Source organism: Actinomadura sp. NTSP31, assembly GCF_041951385.1.
GTDB lineage: Bacteria > Actinomycetota > Actinomycetes > Streptosporangiales > Streptosporangiaceae > Spirillospora > Spirillospora napierensis.
Window position 1 is genome coordinate 159,003 of record NZ_JBGNUT010000007.1, and the last position, 21,241, is coordinate 180,243.

The 21,241-nt window shown below is 73.5% G+C and carries 15 protein-coding genes; 10 read left to right on the plus strand and 5 right to left on the minus strand.

Going from position 1 to position 21,241, the window contains the following annotated elements:
- Window positions 1-46: 46 nt before the first annotated feature.
- From ACA514_RS14460 to ACA514_RS14470, 3 genes are all read left to right on the plus strand, one after another.
- Entirely contained in the window at window positions 47-3,457 is a 3,411-nt protein-coding gene (locus ACA514_RS14460) for a CDP-glycerol:glycerophosphate glycerophosphotransferase (protein WP_375041615.1), read from the plus strand.
- A 197-nt stretch (window positions 3,458-3,654) separates the two neighbouring features.
- Window positions 3,655-4,401 carry a hypothetical protein gene (locus ACA514_RS14465; RefSeq protein WP_375041616.1) on the plus strand — a complete coding sequence of 249 codons (747 nt, stop codon included), beginning with the start codon at window positions 3,655-3,657 and terminating at the stop codon, window positions 4,399-4,401.
- A complete protein-coding gene (locus ACA514_RS14470) occupies window positions 4,398-5,582 on the plus strand; it encodes a glycosyltransferase family 4 protein (RefSeq protein WP_375041617.1) in 1,185 nt (394 codons plus the stop codon). The genes ACA514_RS14465 and ACA514_RS14470 overlap by 4 nt, the downstream gene beginning before the upstream one ends.
- Here the strand turns inward: ACA514_RS14470 and ACA514_RS14475 are convergent.
- A complete protein-coding gene (locus ACA514_RS14475; RefSeq protein ID WP_375041618.1) occupies window positions 5,579-7,105 on the minus strand; it encodes a hypothetical protein in 1,527 nt (508 codons plus the stop codon). The genes ACA514_RS14470 and ACA514_RS14475 overlap by 4 nt on opposite strands.
- A gap of 168 nt (window positions 7,106-7,273) precedes the next feature.
- Here ACA514_RS14475 and ACA514_RS14480 point away from each other — a divergent pair, with 168 nt between their 5' ends.
- The gene (locus tag ACA514_RS14480) at window positions 7,274-8,305 is read left to right on the plus strand and encodes a CDP-alcohol phosphatidyltransferase family protein (RefSeq protein WP_375041619.1); all 1,032 of its coding nucleotides are present in this window, start codon (window positions 7,274-7,276) and stop codon (window positions 8,303-8,305) included.
- A 56-nt stretch (window positions 8,306-8,361) separates the two neighbouring features.
- Here the strand turns inward: ACA514_RS14480 and ACA514_RS14485 are convergent, their stop codons facing one another.
- Window positions 8,362-10,524 carry a glycosyltransferase gene (locus tag ACA514_RS14485; protein ID WP_375041767.1) on the minus strand — a complete coding sequence of 721 codons (2,163 nt, stop codon included), beginning with the start codon at window positions 10,522-10,524 and terminating at the stop codon, window positions 8,362-8,364.
- An 86-nt stretch (window positions 10,525-10,610) separates the two neighbouring features.
- On the minus strand, window positions 10,611-11,291 hold the full coding sequence (locus ACA514_RS14490) for a hypothetical protein (RefSeq protein WP_375041620.1): 681 nt from the start codon (window positions 11,289-11,291) through the stop codon (window positions 10,611-10,613).
- A 131-nt stretch (window positions 11,292-11,422) separates the two neighbouring features.
- Between ACA514_RS14490 and ACA514_RS14495 the strand changes: the two genes are divergently transcribed.
- Window positions 11,423-12,631, plus strand: a complete 1,209-nt coding sequence (locus ACA514_RS14495) for an RNA-guided endonuclease InsQ/TnpB family protein (protein ID WP_375041621.1) — start codon at window positions 11,423-11,425, stop codon at window positions 12,629-12,631.
- A gap of 14 nt (window positions 12,632-12,645) precedes the next feature.
- Here ACA514_RS14495 and wecB read toward each other — a convergent pair whose 3' ends face one another.
- Complete coding sequence (gene wecB / locus ACA514_RS14500) at window positions 12,646-13,761, minus strand: non-hydrolyzing UDP-N-acetylglucosamine 2-epimerase (RefSeq protein WP_375041622.1); 1,116 nt, start codon at window positions 13,759-13,761, stop codon at window positions 12,646-12,648.
- Window positions 13,762-13,785: 24 nt separating this feature from the next.
- Here wecB and ACA514_RS14505 point away from each other — a divergent pair, with 24 nt between their 5' ends.
- The 3 genes from ACA514_RS14505 (at window position 13,786) to ACA514_RS14515 (ending at window position 17,871) form a co-directional block, all read left to right on the plus strand.
- Window positions 13,786-15,255 (plus strand): glycosyltransferase family 4 protein, encoded by a 1,470-nt coding sequence (locus tag ACA514_RS14505; RefSeq protein WP_375041623.1) that lies wholly within the window; start codon window positions 13,786-13,788, stop codon window positions 15,253-15,255.
- Between the two features lie 55 nt (window positions 15,256-15,310).
- A complete protein-coding gene (locus ACA514_RS14510; RefSeq protein ID WP_375041624.1) occupies window positions 15,311-16,573 on the plus strand; it encodes a nucleotide sugar dehydrogenase in 1,263 nt (420 codons plus the stop codon).
- Between the two features lie 140 nt (window positions 16,574-16,713).
- Window positions 16,714-17,871 (plus strand): glycosyltransferase family 4 protein, encoded by a 1,158-nt coding sequence (locus tag ACA514_RS14515; protein WP_375041625.1) that lies wholly within the window; start codon window positions 16,714-16,716, stop codon window positions 17,869-17,871.
- Window positions 17,872-17,893: 22 nt separating this feature from the next.
- Here ACA514_RS14515 and ACA514_RS14520 read toward each other — a convergent pair whose 3' ends face one another.
- Window positions 17,894-19,960, minus strand: a complete 2,067-nt coding sequence (locus ACA514_RS14520; protein ID WP_375041626.1) for a PQQ-binding-like beta-propeller repeat protein — start codon at window positions 19,958-19,960, stop codon at window positions 17,894-17,896.
- 73 nt (window positions 19,961-20,033) lie between these two features.
- On the opposite strand from ACA514_RS14520, the gene ACA514_RS14525 reads away from it, so the two are divergent.
- A complete protein-coding gene (locus ACA514_RS14525) occupies window positions 20,034-20,636 on the plus strand; it encodes an HD domain-containing protein (RefSeq protein WP_375041627.1) in 603 nt (200 codons plus the stop codon).
- A 43-nt stretch (window positions 20,637-20,679) separates the two neighbouring features.
- Window positions 20,680-21,219, plus strand: coding sequence for an SRPBCC family protein (locus ACA514_RS14530; protein ID WP_375041628.1), 540 nt, complete (start codon window positions 20,680-20,682; stop codon window positions 21,217-21,219).
- Window positions 21,220-21,241 lie beyond the last annotated feature (22 nt).

The following is a 21,241-nucleotide window of genomic DNA, read 5'->3' on the forward strand; positions in this document are numbered from 1 at the left end:
GCGACCGGACCCCCCGTCTCCGGCTCGCCAGTGCTAAGGAGTGGGCATGACCGCCCCCAGGATCAGTGTGATCGTGCTCTCGCACGGAGCGGGGGAGGACCTCGGCGACGCCCTGGACTCGCTCGCGGCCCAGACGTTCCGCGACATCGAGGTCCTGGTCGTGGACGACGGCACCGGCACGGCCGCGCGGGCCGCGCTGCCCGACGACCGGTTCCGGATCGTCCGGGACGGCGCGCCGAGCCGGGGCGCGGCCCGCAACCTGGGGGTCGCCGCCAGTGCCGGCGAGTTCCTGCTGTTCGCCGACGGCGGCGACCCGATGCCGCCCGGCGCGCTCGCCGCGCTGCTGACCGCGCTGGAGGCGTCCGGGTCGGAGCTGGCGACCGGCCCCGACGCGGTGCGCCGCTGGACGGGCCAGGTCTCGCAGTGGAAGCCGAGCGCCGACGCGCCGGCCCCGGCGCAGGCCACCGACCTGGAGCGCGAGCCCGGCCTGCTGAGCCGCCGCCGGATCACCGGGACGCTGCTGCGCCGCTCGTTCTTCGACGCGGCCGGGCTGGAGTTCCCCGACCTCGGCCGCCACGACGACCTGCCGGTCGCGGTGCGGGCCCTGCACCTGGCGAAGGCCGTCGACGTGGTGCCGGACATCGTGCTGCACCGCCGGACGTCGCGGCTCCACGAGCCGACCACCGAGCCGCAGGAGATCGCCGACGGGTTCGGCGCGGCGAACCTCGCCACGGCGTGGGTCGCCGAGCGCGGCGACGTCAAGGCGCTGCGGCGGCTCCAACTCGCCCTCGTGGACCGCGAGCTGCGGATGTTCCTGGACGTCCTGCCCGACCTGTCCGCGGACGAGCGGGAGCAGGTCGTCGCGCAGGCCGCGGCATACGCCAAGGGCGTGTCGCCGAAGGTGTTCGCGGAGGCGCGCGCGCTGACCCGCCTGAAGTGGCACCTCGCCGTGCAGGGCCACACGATGGAGCTGGTGAAGGTCGTCCGGTACGAGCGCGGGAAGTCCTCGCCGTCGATCGTCCGCGACCCGCTGCGCCGCTACGTCGTCTACCCGTACTGGAAGGACGCCAAGCTCGACGTCCCGCGCGAGGTGTACCGGGCGCGCGACGAGGTCAAGATGCGGGGCCGCACGCACGCGGTGCGCTGGGAGGGCGACCGGCTGGTCGTCACCGGCGAGGCCTACATCAACTCCGTCAGCTCCCGCCGCCGCTGGACGTCGATCAAGGCGGTGACGCTGCGCAACGGCCGCCGCAAGATCCTCATGAAGGCGCGGCAGACGCCGAAGCCGGGCAAGTCGTCGGGCGGCTGGACCGGCTTCGAGTTCTCGCTCGACGCCGGGAAGCTGAAGGAGCACGGCGCGTGGGCCGAGGGCACCTGGGAGGTGCACGCCTCGGTGCTGAACGCGGGCGTGTTCCGGCAGGGCCCGGTGCGCGGCGGCGGCTCGGGGACGGGCGCGCACCCGCCCTACCGGTACGTGGCCGACGACGTGCGCGTCGTCCCGAAGGTCGTGGACGGGAACCTGGTCGTGCAGGTGGAGCGCGTCCGGGAGCGGGCGACGAAGCTGCACTGGGACGACTCGGCGCTGCTCATCGAGGTCGAGTCGGCCGGCGGCCCGCCCGCGGAGCTGGTGCTGACGCTCGGCGACGCGCGCGTCCCCGTGCCGGTGACGGCCCGGTCCGGCGGCTGGACGGCGCGCGTCGACCCCGACACGCTCGACGTGGACATCGACGCCGACGCGATCGACGACACCCGCGACTGGACGCTGTCGGCGGACGGCCGGCCGCTCGTCCTCGCCGAGGGCGTGGAGGAGGCGCGGCGCACGTCCGGCGCGCTGGAGGTGAGCGCCGGCCACGGCCCCGGCGGGTACGTGCGGGTGCGGCGGGCGACGACGCGGCTGTCGGTGAGCGACTGCGTGTGGCGCCCCGACGGGACCCTGTCGCTGGCGGCGACGCACCCGGCGCACGCCTCCGGGCAGATCGTGGTGCGCAGCCGCGGGCGCCGCAAGGAGCACGCGTTCGACCTGGTCCCCGACGCCTCGGGGACGCTGCGGGCGGAGGTGCCGGTGGCGGCCGTGCCGGGCGTCGCGGGCGTCCTGCCGCTGCGGCCGGGCCGCTGGGACGTGCTGTTCCGGCCGCCCGGCGAGCGGGCGCTGACCGTCCGGCTGACGGAGGCGGCGCAGCGCGGCCTGCCCGGCTCGCTGGAGGTGGCGCGGCGCGGCTACGACCTGGAGACCAAGGACGGCCGGCTCGTCGTCGCCGTCACCGGTGACGTGTCGGGCGAGGAGAAGAGCGCGGGCGCGAAGTACCGCGAGGAGGCGCGCCGGCGCGTCGCCCGCGACGGGCTCCGCGACGCCGTGCTGTTCTCCTGCTTCAACGGGCGGCAGTACTCCGACAGCCCGAAGGCGATCCACGAGGAGCTGCTGCGCCGCGGCGCCGACCTGGAGCAGCTGTGGGTCGTCAACGACGCGCAGGTCGAGCTTCCGGACACGCTGAAGGGCGTCCGGCTGAACGGCAAGGAGTGGCAGGAGGCGGTGACGACGTCCCGCTACATCGTCACGAACCACCGGCTCGGCGACTGGTTCCAGCGGCATCCCGACCAGATCGTCCTGCAGACCTGGCACGGCACCCCGCTGAAGAAGATCGGCCGGGACGTCAAGGAGGTCCACTTCGCGTACGCGCCCGGGATGAAGTCGGCCCTGCAGAGCAAGGAGAAGAAGCCGGAGGGCCCGGCCGTCCCCGAGTGGAGCCACCTGCTGTCGCCGAACCCGTTCAGCACCGAGATCTTCCGCCGCGCGTTCGCGTTCAAGGGCGAGATGCTGGAGGTCGGGTACCCGCGCAACGACCTGCTGTACAGCGCCGACGCGGACGCCGTCGCCAAGTCGGTCCGGTCGCGGCTCGGCATCCCCGAGGGCAAGCGGGTCGTGCTGTACGCGCCGACGTGGCGGGACGACCAGTACTACAGCCGGGGCCGCTACAAGCACGACATGCGCCTCGACCTGGACCGCGCGCGCGCCGCGCTGGGCGACGACCACGTCCTGCTGGTGCGGCTGCACTCCAACGTGGTGGACGGCGTCACCGAGGACGAGCACGGCTTCGTCCGGGACGTGTCGCTCTACCCCGACATCACCGAGCTGTACCTGATCTCCGACATGATGATCAGCGACTACTCGTCGGTGATGTTCGACTACGCCAACACCGGCCGGCCGATGCTGTTCTTCACCTACGACCTCGCCGACTACCGGGACCGGCTGCGCGGCTTCTACTTCGACTTCGAGGCGGAGGCGCCGGGGCCGCTCGTGGAGACCTCCGACGACCTGATCGAGGCGATCCGCGACGTCGACGCCGCCACGGCGGGCCACCAGGACCGGTACAAGGAGTTCGTGGCCCGGTTCTGCCCGCTGGACGACGGGCGCGCCGCCGCGCGCACCGTGGACCGGGTGTTCCGCCTCAACGGCTGATCCGGAAAGACGGCTGATCCGGAAAGGCGGGCGATCCGGAAAAGCGGGCGATCCGGAAAAGCGGGCGATCCGGAAAAGCGGGCGATTGTCGCCATCCGTGACCGGCCGGAACCGATGCGTTGATAGGCTGCCCGCCTGACACTGCAGACATCGGGGAAGGTTTGCGGACATTGGACGCGGTGGCGAATCATTGCCGCGTGGGCTCCGACGACCGCCTGCGCATCCGGTGGCCCGTCCCGCTGCCCGGCGGGCGGCGGGTGGTCCTGCGGCACCGGCCGTCCGGCGCGGTGCGGCCGGCGCCGCTCGCGGACGACCGGTGCTCGGCGGAGGCGGACGTCGGCGACCTCGCGCCCGGCATCTGGGAGCCGGTGATCGAGGCGGGCGGCATGGGCGGCCCGCTGCTGACCGACGACCCCGGCTTCTCGCTGGACGAGCTGCGCGCCTACGCCGGCGTGCGCCGCGAGCGGGCCGTCCGGGTGGCGCGGACGCGCGACGGGCAGGTCCGGCTCCGCGTCCGGCAGGTCGCCCCGCACGCCGAGGTCGAGGCGGTGCATCCGCACGACGGCGAGATCGAGATCGTGGGGCGGCTCGCCTACACGGGCCCCCGGCCCGGGGAGAGCGCCCGCCTGGTCGCGGCGGCGCGGCAGGGCGGGGCCGCGGTGGCCGGGGAGGTCCGGCTCGACGGCACCGGGTTCTGCGGCCGGCTGGACGTCGAGGCGTTCGCCGCGGCCGAGCCCGCGCTGTGGGACCTCTGGCTCGACGTCGGCGACGTCCACGCCCGTCTCGGCACGTGGCTGGACGACGCGCCCGGCAAGCGTGGCAAGCTGTCCTACCCCCGGCAGGTCGCCGCGCCGGGCGGCCGGCCGATGGCCGTGCGGCCGTACTACACCGAGCGGGACCAGCTGGCGATCTCCTGCCGACCGGTGGGGGACGACGGCACGTGAAGATCACGTTCCTGCTGCTGGAGGCCTTCTCCATCGACGGCACCGTCCGCTGCACCTTCACGCTCGCCGACGAGCTGTCCCGGCGGCACGACGTGGAGGTCGTCAGCGTGCTGCAGGACCGGGACCGCCCCGTCCTGCCGCTGTCGGACCGGGTCCGGCTGAGCTCGCTGGTCGACCTGCGGCCGGGCGCCGAGGTGCCCTGGCCGCACACGGCGCGCGCCGAGCGGCTGATGCCGGAGCCGTCCACCATGGTCCATCCCGAGGAGCGCAGCTTCAACAAGTACAGCGCCTGGACCGACGACCGCCTCACCCGCTACCTGCGCCGCCCGCACACGGACGTGCTGGTGACGACCCGCGCCGGGCTCAACCTGGCGGCGGCGCGGCTGGCGCCCCGCCGGGTGGTCGTCGTCGGGCAGGAGCACCTTCAGCTGAGCATGAACGAGCCGGGGATCCGCGCGGAGATCGAGCGGTGGTACCCGCACCTGGACGCGCTCACCTGCCTCACCGACGCCGACCGCGCGGCCTACGAGGCGATGCTGCCGGCGGGGTCGTGCCCCGTGCGCACGATCCCGAACGGCCTGCCGCAGCGGCTGCACCCGCGGTCCCGGCAGGAGAACAGGATCGTCGTCGCGGCCGGCCGGGTCGTGTGGATCAAGGGCTACGACCTGCTGATCGACGCGTTCGCGAAGGTCGTGGAGAAGCACCCGGAGTGGAGCCTGCGGATCTACGGGGACGGCCCCCGGCGCGAGGAGCTGCGCCGCAAGGCGACCCGGCTCGGGCTCTACAACAACGTCCTGATGATGGAGCCGACCGACGACATGGAGGGCGAGTTCGCCAAGGCGTCCGTCCTCGCGATGTCCTCGCGCGCCGAGTCGTTCGGCATGACGATCATCGAGGGGTTCGCGTGCGGGCTGCCGGTGGCCGGCTTCGACTGCCCGTGCGGGCCGCGCGAGATCGTCACCGACGGCCACGACGGGCTGCTCGTCCCCGCCGAGGACTCGGCGGCGCTCGCCGAGGCGCTGATCCGGCTGATCGACGACGAGGGGCTCCGCCGCACGATGGCGGCCAACGCCGTCGCCTCGGCGGAGCGGTTCGGCATCGCGACCGTGGCCGCGCGCTGGGAGCGGCTGCTGGCCGAGCTGCGCGCCCGCCCGCGCCGCCGCACGGGGCGGCCGCGCTAGGCGCTGAGCCGCTCCCCGGCCACGGGCTCGTCGTCGTCCTGCTCGGGGCCGGGCTCGTCCACCGGGGCGTCGCGGACGCGGCGGGGCGCCGGGATCAGGGCGAGGCCGAGCGCCACGCAGGCGAACGGCACGGCGGGCAGCACGTAGCGGTAGTCGAAGTCGGCGGTCGCCGCCGGGATGACCAGCAGCGCGAGGCTCGTCCCCCACGGCATCAGCGCGCCGGTCCCCCAGTGCCGGACGGGCCCGAGCGGCCGCCGGCGGGTGCCGCGCCGCCCGATGTGCGGCAGGGCGAACACCAGCCCGCCGAGCAGGATGAGTCCGAGGAACGTGCCGGGCATGGACATGTGGTGCTGGTACGACAGCATCCGCCCCGCCCAGGGCCGGACGACCTTCGTCTCACCACCGGACGGGTCGTACTTCACCGCGACCAGCGCCTGCTCGTCGTCCCACGACTCGCCCTTGGGGAACACGTACTCCAGCCACGTCCACGGGGTCGGGTACGGCTCGCGCTTCCAGTCGAACGACCGCCAGGTGTCGCGGACGACCACGCGCGCGTAGTCGCCCGGCTGCTTCTCGATCGCCTGCTTGGCGAACTCGCTGGACAGCCGGTTCGCCTCGTCGCCGGTGATCCAGCCGGGGATCCGGTGGTACGGGGAGTCGTCGGTCCACAGCGCCGCGAACGCCGGGGCGATCGCCGGGTTGCTCTGCGCCGGGCACATGATCCGCAGCTCGGGGCTCGGCTTGATCTTGTCGCAGTCGGCGAAGGCGGCCGTGCGGCCGTAGAGCCACACCGAGCTCGCCTTGCTCATCGTGAACTGGCCGTAGGTCTGCTTGAACCAGTACATGTAGCCGCCGATCGGCAGCACGAACGCGATCACCACCGCGACGAGGGGGCGCCACCCCGCGCGGCGCAGCAGCATGCCGACCAGGATCACCGCGACCAGCGGCAGCCCGGCCGACCGGGTCACCGCCGCGAACGCGGCGAACATGCCGGCCAGCGCGCCGAGCCACCACGTCGTCCGTCGCCGCCACAGCGCCGCCGTCACCGCCGCGAGCAGCAGGAACGTGAACAGCGAGTCCGACATGAGCATGTGCTCGAGGGCGATCTGGTAGCTGTCCAGCAGCACCGGCAGCGTCAGCGGCGCCGCCAGCAGCCCGGGGACGAAGTCGCGCCACGCCCACCGTCCCGCGTCCCCGCCGGGGCCGATCGGCCACGCCGCCCGCGCGGCCCGCCAGACCAGCAGGTACACCAGCACGCCGCCGAGCACGCCGATGGCGTGCTGCACCGACACCATCACGGTGAAGCTGTGGAACGGCTTCAGCAGCCACAGCAGGATCGGGTAGCCGCTCGGGCGCGTCTCGCCGGGCCTGAGGTCGAGGGCGGCCTGGAGGTAGCTGGGCGAGTCGCCGGTCCAGTGCGGCGCCGGGTACCCGCGGACCGCGACGACCCGGATCCAGACGGCCGCCGCCAGCACGCAGGCAAAGGGCAATTGGGCGAGAACTGCCGTAGGTCTGACGCGCACCGCCAAAGCCTACCCAGGGCCGCCCACCAAAACGATCTGGACGAACGCCGCATGATCCCCCAACGTCCCGCACGTCCCCTTAACCGAGTCACGACTCGGCGACAATGCCGGAGACCGCATCCGGACAGCGATACCATCGAGCGGTCCCGGGACGAAAGGAAACCCTCCATGGCGAATTTCACGCTCGACGACGTTCGGCAACGGACGTACAAGGCGCGTGACGCGTGGTGGACGGTCCTGCTGGTCGACCCGCTCGCGGCCCGCCTGGTGAAGTTCACCGCGAACCGGACCCGGATCACGCCGAACCAGCTCACCGTGGGCGCGCTCATCCTCGGCCTCGGCGCCGGCGCCTGCTTCGCGGCGGCCTCCTGGCCGTGGCTGCTGGCCGGCGCGGTGCTTTACCACCTGTCGTTCACGCTCGACTGCATGGACGGCAAGATCGCGCGACTCAAGGGCACCGGCTCGGTGTTCGGCGCGTGGCTGGACTACATCTTCGACCGCGTCCGGGTCCTGGCCTGCGCCATCGCGCTGATGGCCGGGCAGTACGCGGCGACCGGCAACGTCGCCTACGTGTGGACGGCGCTCGGCGTCGTCTTCCTCGACATGCTCCGCTACATGGACGCGCTGGAGATCTACAAGGTGCGCCAGCAGATGCGCGCCACGCTGATCCAGACGCGCCAGGAGGCCGAGACGCTGGAGGCGGCGGTGCTCCGCGCCGACGGCACCATGCCCGACGCGCGCGACGTCGGCGCGGACCTGCGCTCGGCGGAGGGCGCGCTCGGCGCCGACACCGAGGCGGACGAGGAGCGGGTCGTCGGCGACGACGACCGCGCCAACGCCGCCCTGCAGGCCGGCTTCTACAAGCGGTTCCCCTGGTACATCCGGATCCGCAACGTGCTGCTGCGCGGCCGGATCCGGCCGCACCTGATCAGCGGCATCGAGTTCCAGATGGGCGTGTTCATCGTCGCCCCGGTGATCGCCGCGATCGTGCCGGGCGCGATCATCCCGGTCGTGTGCGTCAGCGCCGCCGGCATGCTGGCCTTCGAGCTGTTCATCATCTACAAGTTCTGGCTCTCCAGCCGCGACTACAGCCGCAGCCTCGCCAAGCTGAACGACAAGATCGACGGCTACCGCGCCCAGCTCCCCGCCGAGGACCTGGAGCACCACACCGGCACCGCCGTCGTCGGCAGCTCCGGCTGACCCTCCCGCCACCGTCCGGAGTCCCCGGGGAGCCCGCCTCCCCGGGGACTCCGCCGTCACGGGGTCGTGGCGAGGAGGTCGGTCCATTGGCGGCAGACCTCGTCGAGGCCGTAGGCGGCGCGGACCTGGTCGCGGGCCAGCACGCGGTCGGCCTCCCAGCGGTCCAGGGCGACCGTGCCGGAGATCGAGGCGGCCAGCTCGGACGGGCCGGCGTGGATCCAGCGGGCGTCGTAGATCGTGTCGGCGCCGGGCCAGCCGAGCAGCGCCGGGACGGCGCCGGACGCCATGCCCTCCGCGGGCGCGAGGTGGAAGCTCTCGTCGTCGCTGGTGGACAGCACGAACCCGATCCGGCGCAGCCAGGACGCCACGTCGCGGCCGTAGGAGTCGAACACCACGCCGCCCGACAGCAGCGGTGAGCGGCGGATGCGGCGGAACACCTTCTCGAAGTAGGCGCGCTCCTCGTCCTTCTGCCAGATCCACCAGTACTCCCAGGGGAGCTTGGACTTGACGAAGAGGGTGAAGCGCGGGTCGTCGCGGCGCAGCTCCTCCAGCGCGTCGAGGGCCAGGTCGAGGCGCTTGCGGGACGGGGCGATGCCGATCATGCCGAGGTGGTGCTCGGCGCCGGCGAGCTTCGGCCGGTCGAACTGCCGGTCGTCCACCCAGTTCGGCACCGTGGTGATCTTCGACTCGGGCCAGCCGAGGATCTCGCGGGTCAGCCGGGCGTAGTGCGGGCTGACGCAGATGACCTGGTCGACGGCGTCGATGTCGAGGTGGCGCGGCCAGCGCGCGTACAGCTCGAAGCGGTGCAGCCGGACGACCAGGCGCTGGCCCGGCCGCTTGCGCTGGGCGAACCAGATCGCGTTCGGCCCGCACCACTCGCAGATGATCACGTCGGCCCAGTCGGCGAGCTCCTGGCTGCGCTCCTCGTCGTGGACGCGCAGCGCCGCCCACGGGTCGACGCGGACCTCCATGTCGGGCCGCGACCGGAGGTAGTCGAGCAGGCGGGTGAAGAACTTCAGGTCGTGGCCCGCGACGCCGACGCGCAGGCGCCGCTCCCCCGGCGAGCCGGGCTGCGGCGCGGGGAGGGCCGGCGCGGCGGACGTGCGCGCGTGCTCGGCGGCCGCGGCGAGGACGGCGGCGGACGGTTCCGGGAACGTCTGCGCCAGGCAGTCCCGCAGCCGGCCGGCGGCGGCGTCCAGGCTGAACCCGGCGGCGGCCGTCCGGCAGCGCTCGACGGCCAGCGTGTACACCTCGGGGTTCTTGCCGATGATCGTCAGGGCGTCGAGGACGTCGTCCTCGGTGGCGGAGAACAGCGGGTAGTCGACGCCGAACAGCCGCTCGTGCATCGGCGTCCGGTTCAGCACGACCGGGACGCCGAGCGTCCCGCACTCCAGCACCTTCGTGGACAGCTCCAGGCTCGCGTCCATCTCCGGGTGCCGCCACGACAGGCCCACGTCGGCCGCCGCCGTCAGCCGCATCGCCTCGGCGCGCGGGTGCCCGCCGTGCCAGACGACGCCCTGCCCGGACTCCAGCGCGGTGCGCATCCGGGTCGCGAACCCCGGGTCGCCCGGATCGTCGTGGATCTTGTCGCCGACCATGTGCAGCTCGGCGTCCACGCCGCGCATCGCGAGCAGGCGCGGCAGCGAGGTCATCTCGTAGGTGTTCCAGCGCGGCGCGAACTTGCCGGTGTAGACGAGCCGGAGCGCGCGGCCGTCCGGGGTGCCGTCGGGGCGCGGCTCCAGGCCGTCGGGCAGCACGACGACGGGCGGGAACAGCACGCTCTTCCCGGCCGTCGCCGGGACGGCGGTCTCCAGGAAGCCGCGCAGCTCCTCGGTCTGGCAGAGCAGCACGCGGGACGCGTCCGCGATGCGGCGCAGCTCGCCCTTGGCGGAGCCGGCGAACTCGGCGGCGGACTGCGGGACGTCGGTGAGGTACGTCCAGAGGCGTCCGGCGAGCGGGCCGTGCGCGAGCTTGCCCGCCAGCCGGCGGCCCCGGACGACGGCCAGGTCGAAGCCCTCCCGCTCGTCGATGCGGGCGAGGACCGCGGCGGCCTGCTTGGCGGGCATGCCCGCCTCGCCATCGACCAGCCCCTCGGCGTGCGGGCTGCGGACGGTGACGCCGGGCAGGGCGCGCAGCGGGTCGACCAGCCGGCCCGTCCGGACCGGGGCCTTGAGCACCAGGGTCACCGCGCAGCCGGCGCGGGCCAGCGCCTGGACCATGCCCTGGGCCCAGATCGCCGAGCCGTCGATCAGGTTCAGGTCGACGTCGCCGTAGACGAGGGCATGTGGTCGCACAGGAGTTCCTTTCAACGAACCGGTTCCACCATCTCGGCGAGCCGGCTTGGCGTGGTCACGGTGGCGTCCCAGTCCAGGAGCGCGAGCGTCGCGGGCGGCGCCTCGCCCCACAGGACGAGCGGGAGCGAGCGGCCCGCCGCGATCTGGCGGACGTCGTGCAGCGCGCGGTCCCGGTCGTACATGCCGGGGACGCCGAGGTAGGCCCACGGGCCGCCGGGCTCGCCCGCCGCCGCGTCCACCACGACCAGGTCCACGTCGGCGGTGTCCAGGACGATCGTCGCGTCGTGCGGGTAGAGCGGGATCACCTTGGCGTGCTCGCGCAGCGCCTCCGCCGTCCGGGGAGCGAAGATCCCGGCGATGACGATCCGGTCGCAGGGCCCGGCGGCGAGCAGCCGGTCCTCGGGCCGGTCGATCCGGTCGAGCAGGATGCGCTCGCTCCCGGACGACGACGGGCCCTGCTCCGGCGCGTTCCGCTTGCGCCAGAGCTGGTACAGCTCCTTCGGCAGCCGGACGCCGCGCCGCCGCGGGTTGCGGGCGGCGCCGGCGACGAGCCGGCCGAACTGCAGGGCCATGGAGGTCTCCAGCGCCCCCAGCCGCCGCTCCAGCTCCTGGACGCGCGACTCGCGCTCCCGCAGGGCGGCCCGCAGCCGCGCGGCCTGCCGGTTCGCCTTCGCGCCTTCGGCTCCGCTCATCGAGCACCTCCAAGAGAAGCCCTCACCTTTGAGCAAGGAAGGGACAAAACCCCACGAAGAGGGCCAGGGGCAGGTGCTCCTTCGTCATGAATTGCCATACAGCAGGGCAACGGACTGCCATGATGTGAGACATGGCGCGGCAGGTGAAGCGGGCGTTCAAGTACCGATTCCATCCTACGAGCGAGCATGCGGCGGAGCTTGCTCGAACGTTCGGATGTGTTCGCCTTGTGTACAATAGAGCGCTTGAGGAACGCACCCGCGCCTGGCACGAGGAGCGGCATCGGATCTCCTATGTAGAGATGTCCGCGATGCTCACCGAGTGGAAGAAGTCGCGGGATCTGGCATTCTTGAGCGAGGTGTCGAGCGTTCCGTTGCAGCAGGCGCTGCGCCACCTGCAGGCTGCGTTCACCGGGTTCTTCGACAAGCGCGCCAAGTATCCGCGTTTCAAGTCCCGCAAGAAGGCTCGGCAGAGTGCCGAATACACTCGATCGGCGTTCAAGTACCGTGAAGGACGGCTGACGCTGGCGAAGATGAGCGGGCCACTGAACATCGTGTGGTCGCGTCCCCTGCCGGACGATGCACGGCCGTCCACGGTGACGGTCTCCCGCGACGGCGCGGGCCGCTGGTTCGTTTCGATCCTTTGCGAGGACGCGGTCGTGCGACTGGATCCGGTAGTGCAGACCGTGGGAGTTGACGCCGGACTCGTCTCGCTGGTGACCCTCTCGACCGGAGAAAAGATCACCAATCCCAGGTACGAGCGCCGCGACCGAGAACGGCTCACCAAGGCCCAACGGGAACTGGCCCGCAAGGCCCAGGGATCGGCGAACCGGAACAAGGCTCGCCGCAGAGTCGCGCGAATCCATGCGCGGATCGCCGATCGGCGCCGGGATTTTTTGCACAAACTCTCCACTCGTCTCGTCCGCGAGAACCAAACGGTCGTGATCGAGGACCTCAACGTCCGCACCATGGTGTCCAACCATTCTCTTGCTCGCGCGATCTCCGACGCGGCTTGGCGGGAGTTGCGGGCCATGTTGGAGTACAAGGCTGACTGGTACGGTCGTGAACTCATCGTGATCGACCGATGGTTCCCCTCCTCCAAGTTGTGCTCGGGATGCGGAGCCATCACGGGGAGCCTGTCCCTCGAAGTGAGGGAGTGGGAATGCTGCTGTGGTGCGGTACACGACCGCGATGTCAACGCCGCACGCAACATTCTGGCCGCCGGGCTGGCGGTGTCGGCCTGTGGAGCCGGTGTCAGACCTCAACGGGAGTCTTCCCGGACGGGGCAGTCGGCAGTGAAGCAGGAACCCTGCTGGGCGACCCGCGGGCTCTCGTGCCGGTAGGCAGGTGGAGGATGTCAACCAAGGGCTCCGTTCTCGCCGAGATAGGTCGTGATCACTTCCGCGATGCGGGGGCCGGCGTGCCCGTCCCACAGCGGCGGCTTGCGCTCGCCGGCCTGCGCGCCGGACTCCAGGACCTTGCGGACCCCCGGCACCAGCTCGTCGAAGGTGACGAGCCGGTTGGTCCCGTGGGTGATGGTGATGGGCCGTTCGGTGTTCGGCCGGACGGTCAGGCACGGCACGCCGAGGATCGTCGTCTCCTCCTGCAGGCCGCCGGAGTCGGTGACGACCGCCGCCGCGCCGCGGACGGCCGCGATGAAGTCGATGTACCCGAGCGGTTCGAGGACGTGCACGCGGTCGTGGTCGTCGAGGCCGGCGGCCAGCAGGTTCGCGCGGCCGCGCGGGTGCACCGGGATGACCAGGTCGGCCAGGTCGGCGACGCCGTGCAGGTGCCGGACGAGCGCGGCGGCCGTGCCCGGCGCGTCCACGTTGGCGGGCCGGTGCATGGTCGCCAGGACGTAGCGGTCCGGCAGCCCGTGCGCCTCCCGGACCCGGCCGGTGTCGAACGAGTCGAGGTTGGCCAGCAGCGTGTCGATCATCGGGTTGCCGACCAGGTGCGCCCGCTCCACCGGGACGCCCTCGTTCGCCAGGTGCCCGATCCCCTCCGGGCTCGTCACCAGGCAGATGTCGGAGAGCTGGTCGGTGAGCCGCCGGTTCACCTCCTCCGGCATCGTCATGTCGAAGGAGCGCAGCCCGGCCTCCACATGGGCGACCGGGACGTGCAGCTTGGCCGCGACCAGCGCGGCGGCGATCGTCGAGTTCACGTCGCCGTACACGATGACGAGCGCCGGTGAACGGCTCGTGAACTCCCGTTCAAGGCCGACCATGAGGGCCGCGGTCTGCTCGGCGTGCCCGCCGGAGCCGACGCCGAGGTTCACGTCGGGCTCGGGCAGCCCCAGCTCGTCGAAGAAGACCTCCGACATCCGGGCGTCGTAGTGCTGCCCGGTGTGGATCACCGCCTGGTCGGCTCCGGCGGCGCGCAGCGCGCCGATGACCGGTGCGGCCTTGACGAAGTTCGGCCTCGCCCCGAGGACGTGCACGATGGGTGACACCGCAATTTCCCTTCTGTTCATCGGGCTTGCCTACGCTCGCTCGCCGTGCGGATCTATGCCCTGAAAAGGCCGGTTTACCTGCTCGGACTCACCTGGCGGCAGGTGCGCGACGATCCCGGCCGGGCACCCCGGCTGGCGGTGCGGCTGCTGGCCCGGGGCCTGCCCGGCCCGCTCGGCGGGCGCCGGCTGGCGCGGTCCCGGCTCGCGGTCCCGCGCCCGCGCGGCGTCCGGCGGGAGAACGCGGAGCTGCGCGCGCTGCTGGCGCGCACCCCGCCGCCCCGTCCGGCCCGCCCGGCCGTCCGTCCCCGGAGCGGTTCCGGGACGACCGTCCTGCAGTTCGTGACGAACGCGCTGCCGCGCACCAACGCGGGCTACACCGTCCGGACGCACCGGATCGCGCTCGCGCAGCGCGAGATGGGCTTCGACACCCACGTCGCGACACGGCTCGGGTACCCGCTCAGCCAGGGCGCGGGTGACGCGCGGGCGCGGGTGGACGTCGACGGCGTCCCCTACCACCGGCTGGTGCCGTGGCTGCCGCCCGCCGGGCCGGTCCGGGCCGTGGAGCGGGGCGCCGACCTGGCCGGGCGGCTGGTCGAGGAGCTGCGTCCGGACGTCCTGCACGCGGTCAGCAACCATCTGAACGCGGCCGTCGCGCTGGACCTCGGCCGCCGGCACGGGCTGCCGGTCGTGTACGAGGTGCGCGGCTTCCTGGAGGACTCGTGGCTGTCGCGGGATCCGGCGCACAGCGAGTCCGACGAGTTCTACCGGCTGACCCGGGAGCTGGAGACCCGCCGGATGGCCGAGGCCGACGCGGTCGTCACGCTCGGCGAGGCGATGCGCGCGGAGATCGCCTCGCGCGGCGTCCCCGAGGACAAGATCTTCATCGTGCCGAACGGCGTGGACGAGGCGTTCCTCGAGCCGCTCCCGGACGCCTCCGGCCTGCGCGCGGACCTCGGCATCGCGGCGGACGCCACCGTCGTCGGCCTGACGTCGTCGTTCTACGGCTACGAGGGCATCGACACGCTGATCGACGCGGCGGCGCTGCTGCGCGACCGCGGCGCGCCCGTCACGCTGCTGCTGGTCGGGGACGGGCCGGAGCGCGGCGCCCTGGAGCGGCGCGCCGCCGGGCACGGCGTTCACGCCGTGTTCACCGGGCGGGTGCCGATGGGTTCCGTTCGCCGCTACCACGCGCTCCTCGATGTGTTCGCGGTCCCGCGCCGGGCGGACCGGGTGTGCCAATTGGTGACGCCTCTCAAGCCGCTGGAGGCGATGGCCGGGGGAATCCCCGTCATAGCAAGTGATGTCAGGGCACTTCGCGAAATCGTGGAACCCGGCGTGACCGGCGCGTTAACAGCTCCGGAAAACGCGGAAGCATGGGCGAATTGTCTGGAAGACCTGGCTTACAGTCCCGAAAGAAGGCGAAAAACAGGACAGCGAGCCCGGGAATGGGTTCGGGCGGAACGCACCTGGCGGGCCGTCGCGACGGGATACCGGGCCGCTTACGGCCTCCGCTGAGGCCCGCGATACCGAAGCGCGCCGACCGCGCGCTCGACTGCGAAGGGAGCCGGGCATGGATCTGGTGGTCATCGGACTCGGCTACGTGGGACTTCCGCTGGTGCGGGAGGCCTGCCGGGCCGGGCTGCGCGTCGGCGGCCTCGACCGCGACGCGCGCGTCGTCGCCGGGCTCGAGGCCGGGCGGTCGCACATCGACGACGTCTCGCCCGCCGAGGTCGAGGAGATGCTCGCGGCCGGGTTCACCCCGAGCCTGGACGAGAACGTGCTGGACGGTGCCCGCACCGTCGTCATCTGCGTGCCCACGCCGCTGTCGCAGGACGGCGGGCCCGACCTCACCGCGGTCCGCGGGGCCGCCGAGACCGTCGCGCGGCACCTGGAGCCGGGCGCGCTGGTCGTGCTGGAGTCGACCACCTACCCGGGCACCACCGACGAGGTCGTCCGGCCGCTCCTGGAGGAGTCCGGGCTGGCCGGCGGGCGGGACTTCCACCTGGCGTTCTCGCCCGAGCGGATCGACCCGGGCAACCCCGTCTACGGGGTGCGCAACACCCCGAAGATCGTCGGCGGGCTGACGCCGGCGTGCGCGTCCGCCGCCTCCGCCTTCTACGGCAAGTTCGTGGAGCGGGTCGTGGAGGCCAAGGGCACCCGCGAGGCCGAGATGGCCAAGCTGCTGGAGAACACCTACCGGCACGTCAACATCGCGCTGGTCAACGAGATGGCGGTGTTCTGCAACGAGCTCGGCATCGACCTGTGGGACGCGATCGACTGCGCCGCCACCAAGCCGTTCGGGTTCCAGGCGTTCCGCCCCGGCCCCGGCGTCGGCGGGCACTGCATCCCGATCGACCCGAACTACCTGTCGTACAAGGTCCGCTCGCTGGGCTACCCGTTCCGGTTCGTGGAGCTGGCCCAGGAGATCAACGACCGGATGCCCCGGTACGTGGCCGAACGCGCCCAGCAGCTGCTCAACCGGGAGGGCCGCGCGCTCAAGGGCGCCAGGGTCCTGCTGCTCGGCGTCACCTACAAGGCCGACATCGCCGACCAGCGCGAGTCGCCGGCCCGCCCGGTCGCGCGGCGGCTGGCCCGGCTCGGCGCCGACCTGTCCTTCCACGACCCGTTCGTGGCGGACTGGCAGGTGGACGGGGCCGACGTGCCGTCCGCCGGCGGCGACCTGCCCGCCGCGCTGGAGGCCGCCGACCTGGTGATCGTGCTGGCCGACCACGCGGCCTACGAGGCCGAGATCCTGACCCGGCACGCCCGGCTGCTGTTCGACACGCGCGGCCGGACCCGGGACGTCCAGCTCGAGACCGTCGAACTGCTCTAGCGGGCGGCGCCGGAGCACGGCGGGAAGAGTCGCCCGGCAGCGTCCACATGACGGACGAGGGGAATTCACACGAGATTTCCACAAGCGACCGAGACTCGAACAGTAGGCGAGTTTTACCGGCACATTGCGGAGTGAGTAGAATGCGGATCTGCGTTTGCACAGTCGTGCACCATCCGGAGGATGCGCGCATTCTGCATCGGCAGATACGCGCGCTGCTCGACGCCGGCCACGAGGTCACCTACATCGCGCCGTTCCGGGCCTGCAACGCGACCCCGTGGCGCGAGCTCAGCCCGGTGGACGTCCCGCGCGCCACCGGGCGGCGCCGCCTGCGGGCCCTGCGCGCCGCCCACCGGGCGCTCGCCGAGCACGCCGGCTACGCCGACGTGATCCTGCTGCACGACCCCGAACTGGTCGTCTCGCTGCCCCGGGAGGCGCTCGGCCGGACCGTGGTGTGGGACGTCCACGAGGACACCGCCGCCGCGCTCACCGCCAAGGGCTGGGTGCCCGGCCCGGTCCGGCCCGTGCTGCGGCCGGCCGTCCGGCGGCTGGAGAAGCGCGGCGAGCGGCGGCTGAAACTGCTGCTCGCCGAGGAGGGCTACCGGGACCGGTTCAGCGGCGACCACCCGGTCGTGCCCAACACCACCTACGTCTCCGACCTGCCGCCCGGACCGCCGGACGACCGCCGCGCCGTCTACGTCGGCAACCTGTCGGCGGCCCGCGGCGCCCACGACATGATCGAGATGGCCCGGCTGCTGGCCCCCGAGGGCGTCACCGTCGAGCTGATCGGCGGCGCCGACCCCGACGTCCGGCCCGCGCTGCGCGACGCCCAGCGCACCGGGATCCTGCGCTGGTACGGGTTCGTCCCGAACGACCGGGCGCTGCGGATCGCCGAGGGCGCGATGGCCGGGCTCGCGCTGCTGCACGACGAGCCCAACTACCGGCACTCGATGCCCACCAAGGTCGTGGAGTACATGGCCCGCGGCGTCCCGGTGATCACCACGCCGAACCCGCCCGCGGTGGACATCGTCGAGCCGGCCGGGTGCGGGCTGGTCGTCCCGTTCGGCGACCCCGCGGCCGCCGCCGACGCCGTCCGCCGGCTGCGCGACGACGCGGAGCTGCGCGTCGGCATGGGCAAGCGCGGCTACGAGACCGCCCGCGCCCGCTTCCACTGGCCCGTGCACGCCGAGCGGTTCGTCGCGCAGCTGGAGACCTGGGCGGGCCGCAGCCCCGCCATCGTCCCCGAACCGGCCCCGGCGGCAGAGCCGTTCCCCGAGGCCGTCCCCGACTACAACTTCTAGCGGCGCGCGCCTCCGCCGCCGGTCAGGCGCGCAGGCGGTCGGCGACGGCGCGGGCGAGGCGGGCCGCGGCGCCGGGCGGGCGGTCGACGTCCACGACGAGGACCACGCGGTCGACGCGCAGGGCGATCATCCCGGCGGTCGGGCCGAACTCGTACGCCTGGTCGGCGTGGATGTCGGGCCGCTCGCGCGCCTGCGACTGGATCGCCTCCAGGGCGTCGAGCATCTTCGCCGCGGCGCCGGGCGTCTCCCCCACCCAGCGGACGCTCACGGTCAGGCCGCGGACGGCGGAACCGGGGACGGCGCCGTCCGGCCCGGTGCCCTGCCCTGCGTCCGGAGAGGGCGAGCCCTCGGTTCCGCTCTTCCGTTCTCCGTCCGGGTCGTCCCCGGGCTTCTCACCGTCGCCGCCCTTGGCCGTGGCGCTCGCCTTCGCGGACGGCGTCTTCGACGCCTTCGGATCGGCGGGCGCCTCCTCGCTCTCCGGCTCCTCCCACTTCGTCTCGTACGTGCAGGTCACCGGGCGCGGCAGCGTCACCGTCCCGACGCTCGTCCGGCCCGCCCCGGTGTCGTGGCCGCCGGCGTGCACGGCGGCCAGGTCGGGCTTCTTGAGCAGGGCGCAGGCGTCCGGCCAGTCGTCCACCGGCACGCCGCCCAGCTCGGCGGGGCCGGTCCCCTCCGGGCCGCCGCGCAGCGCGACCAGCCGCACGGCGCCCGCCGGACGCGGCGCCGCCTCCGCGACCGCCGCGTACAGCAGCCCGCCCGCCGCCGCCAGCCACGGATGCGCGCCGGTCAGGTCGGGGTCCATCGCGAACGGCGCCGGCGCCGTGGTCGTGCCGCCGTCACGGGGATCGATGATGTCGACGCCCGCCGGCAGGAGCTGCTCCGACAGGCGCGGACGCAGCGCGTACACCGCGCCGCCCGCCTGCGTCAGCGCCGCGTATCCGGGGACGTCCCGCGACCATTCGACCCGGCCGGACCGGACGTCCACCGCCTCCATCCGGTCCGTGCCGGCGCCCTTCCCGTCCTGGTGGCGGACGATCAGCAGCCGCCCGTCCGCGAGGGCCGCCGGGCACATCCGGTCGCCGCACACCGTGTCGCCGTCCCAGCCGGCGATCCGGTCGCCGTCCGCGGCGAACGCGCGCAGCGCCGACCCGCGGTGGGAGACGAGGACCACGCCGTCCAGCACCCGCACCTCGGGCGACTCCTTCAGCGCCAGCGTCCGGCTCCACAGCACGCGTCCGGTCCCGGGGTCGACGGCCAGCAGCCGGCCGAGCTGGTCCGGGCAGCCCACCGCCAGCGCCGCCAGGGCGCCCGAGCCGTGCGCGCGGGCGTCCGTGCCGGCCGCCGCGTCGAGGGCGTCCGACGGCTGCGCCGCCCCCTCGAACAGCCGGCACGCCTTCGGCAGCGGCGACCGCCACAGCCGCTTGCCGGTCAGCGCGGACACGCCGTACAGGGCGCTGCGGCCGCCGTCGGTGGTCAGCACCACGCCGGCCCCGGCGGGCCAGCGCAGCGTCGCGCGCGACACCGCCGCCGGGCGCTCGCCGTCCCGCCGCCACAGCTGCGCGCCCGACAGCTCGTCGAACCCGACGAGCAGCCGGTCGCCGCGCCGCCCGTCCCGCTCGAAGTAGGCGACCAGGCGGGACCGCGTGGACGTCCAGCCGAGCAGCGTCCAGCCGGTGCGGCGGTAGCTCCAGCGCTCGGCGCCGGTCCGCGCGTCCCGCACGGCGAGGCCGCCGCCGGACGCCGTCACCACCTGCCCGCGCGCCACGCCGTAGGCCACGCCGTCGTACCCGCCGGCCGATCCGCCGTGGATCCGGGTGGTCTCCTCCCAGCTCACCGCGAGCGGGCCGGGCGGCGGCCCGACGTCGCTCTGCGGCGCGACCGGCTTGCCGGTGACGGTGTGCCGCACCTGCCACCATTCGGCGTGCAGCACGAACCGCTCGACGAGGACCGCGCACAGCGCGACGGCGAGGGCGCCCGCGACGAGGCCGAGCGCCACGCGGACGCCGCCCGCCGGCCCCGGCCGGTCACCGGGCCGCTGCCGGGTCCCGCCCACCCCCGCGCCGCCTCCCTGCCGTCCTGCCTGCCGCATAGTGTGGACCCCCACCTTGCCGTGTCCCGCCCGCCCGCGCGACACGGCCGGGCCGGATCAGAGCGGAGGAACGGTGGAGGTCTTCACCCACTGGCGCACGTGGAACGCGGCCCGCGCGGACCTGGAGGCGTCCGGCGACGGCGCCCGCGTCGACCTCGACGCGGTGGAGAGGGCCGCGGACGCGGCCCGGCGGTGGCACGGCGACCAGCTGCGCCCGACCGGCGTCCCCTACGTCGAGCACCTGATGGAGGCCCTCGAAGTCCTGGTCCGCGGCGCCGGGGTCACCGAGGCGGCGGTGCTGTCGGCCGCGCTGCTGCACGACGTCGTCGAGGACACCCCGGCCACGCTCGCCGACGTGGAGGCGGGGTTCGGTCCCGAGGTGACCGAGCTGGTCGACTGGGTCACCAAGCCGCCCGTGGCCGGCGGCGGGCGGCAGGCCAAGCGCGCGGCGAAGTCGGCCTACCTGCGCCGCCTGCGCGAGGCCCCGCCGGAGGCGATCGTGGTGAAGCTCGCCGACCGGGTCAGCAACGTCCAGCGGCTCGACCAGATGCCGCTGGACTTCCAGCGCCGCTACTACGCCGAGACGTGCACCTACATCATCCCGCTGGCCGAGCCGCACCCGTGGTTCGCCGGCTGGTACGCGCGGTGGCGCGAGGCCTTCGCGCACCTGCGCTGAGCCATCTGGTGACCGGGCGGTCACCAGATGGGATGATCGGCCCATGGAACGCGAATGGGTGGTGGAGGAGAGCCTCGCGATCGAGGCGGGGACGCGGGCGGTGTACGCAGCGGTGGCCGACCCGCGGCGGATGGGCGAGTGGAGCCCGGAGGTCTTCGCGGCCTGGGTCCGGGGGCGCGCCATCCGGCCGGGGACGAGGTTCGTCGGCTTCAACCGGCTCGGCTGGCGGGTGTGGTTCACCAACTGCCGGGTGACGGTCGCGGTCCCGGGCGAGGCGTTCGCGTTCCGGGTGTCCAGCTTCGGCGTCCCGGTGGCGCTGTGGGGCTACCGGATCGAGGACGTCGGCGGCGAGGGCGCGCCGCGGACGCGGCTCACCGAGTACTGGGAGGACCTGCGCCGCGACACCCGCGGCGCCGGGTTCGTCTCGCTGCTCGGGAAGGTGTTCACCGGCGTCCCGGCCGAGGAGCGCGCGCGGATCAACCGGGCGGGGATGCGCGCCACGCTCGGCCGGATCAAGGCGGGCCTGGAGAAGGGTCTGGAGACGGGCCTGGAGACGGGCGGGGGCGGCTGCGCGGCGGTGTGACCGAACGGTGCCGGGGCGAGCC

Coding starts and splice junctions, on each gene's coding strand:
- ACA514_RS14495 (WP_375041621.1), top strand. CDS start 11,423: ATGGCGCGGCAGGTGAAGCGGGCGTTCAAGTACCGATTCCATCCTACG.
- ACA514_RS14460 (WP_375041615.1), top strand. CDS start 47: ATGACCGCCCCCAGGATCAGTGTGATCGTGCTCTCGCACGGAGCGGGG.
- wecB (WP_375041622.1), bottom strand. CDS start 13,761: ATGAACAGAAGGGAAATTGCGGTGTCACCCATCGTGCACGTCCTCGGG.
- ACA514_RS14510 (WP_375041624.1), top strand. CDS start 15,311: ATGGATCTGGTGGTCATCGGACTCGGCTACGTGGGACTTCCGCTGGTG.
- ACA514_RS14490 (WP_375041620.1), bottom strand. CDS start 11,291: ATGAGCGGAGCCGAAGGCGCGAAGGCGAACCGGCAGGCCGCGCGGCTG.
- ACA514_RS14520 (WP_375041626.1), bottom strand. CDS start 19,960: ATGCGGCAGGCAGGACGGCAGGGAGGCGGCGCGGGGGTGGGCGGGACC.
- ACA514_RS14485 (WP_375041767.1), bottom strand. CDS start 10,524: ATGGTCCAGGCGCTGGCCCGCGCCGGCTGCGCGGTGACCCTGGTGCTC.
- ACA514_RS14530 (WP_375041628.1), top strand. CDS start 20,680: ATGGAACGCGAATGGGTGGTGGAGGAGAGCCTCGCGATCGAGGCGGGG.
- ACA514_RS14480 (WP_375041619.1), top strand. CDS start 7,274: ATGGCGAATTTCACGCTCGACGACGTTCGGCAACGGACGTACAAGGCG.
- ACA514_RS14515 (WP_375041625.1), top strand. CDS start 16,714: ATGCGGATCTGCGTTTGCACAGTCGTGCACCATCCGGAGGATGCGCGC.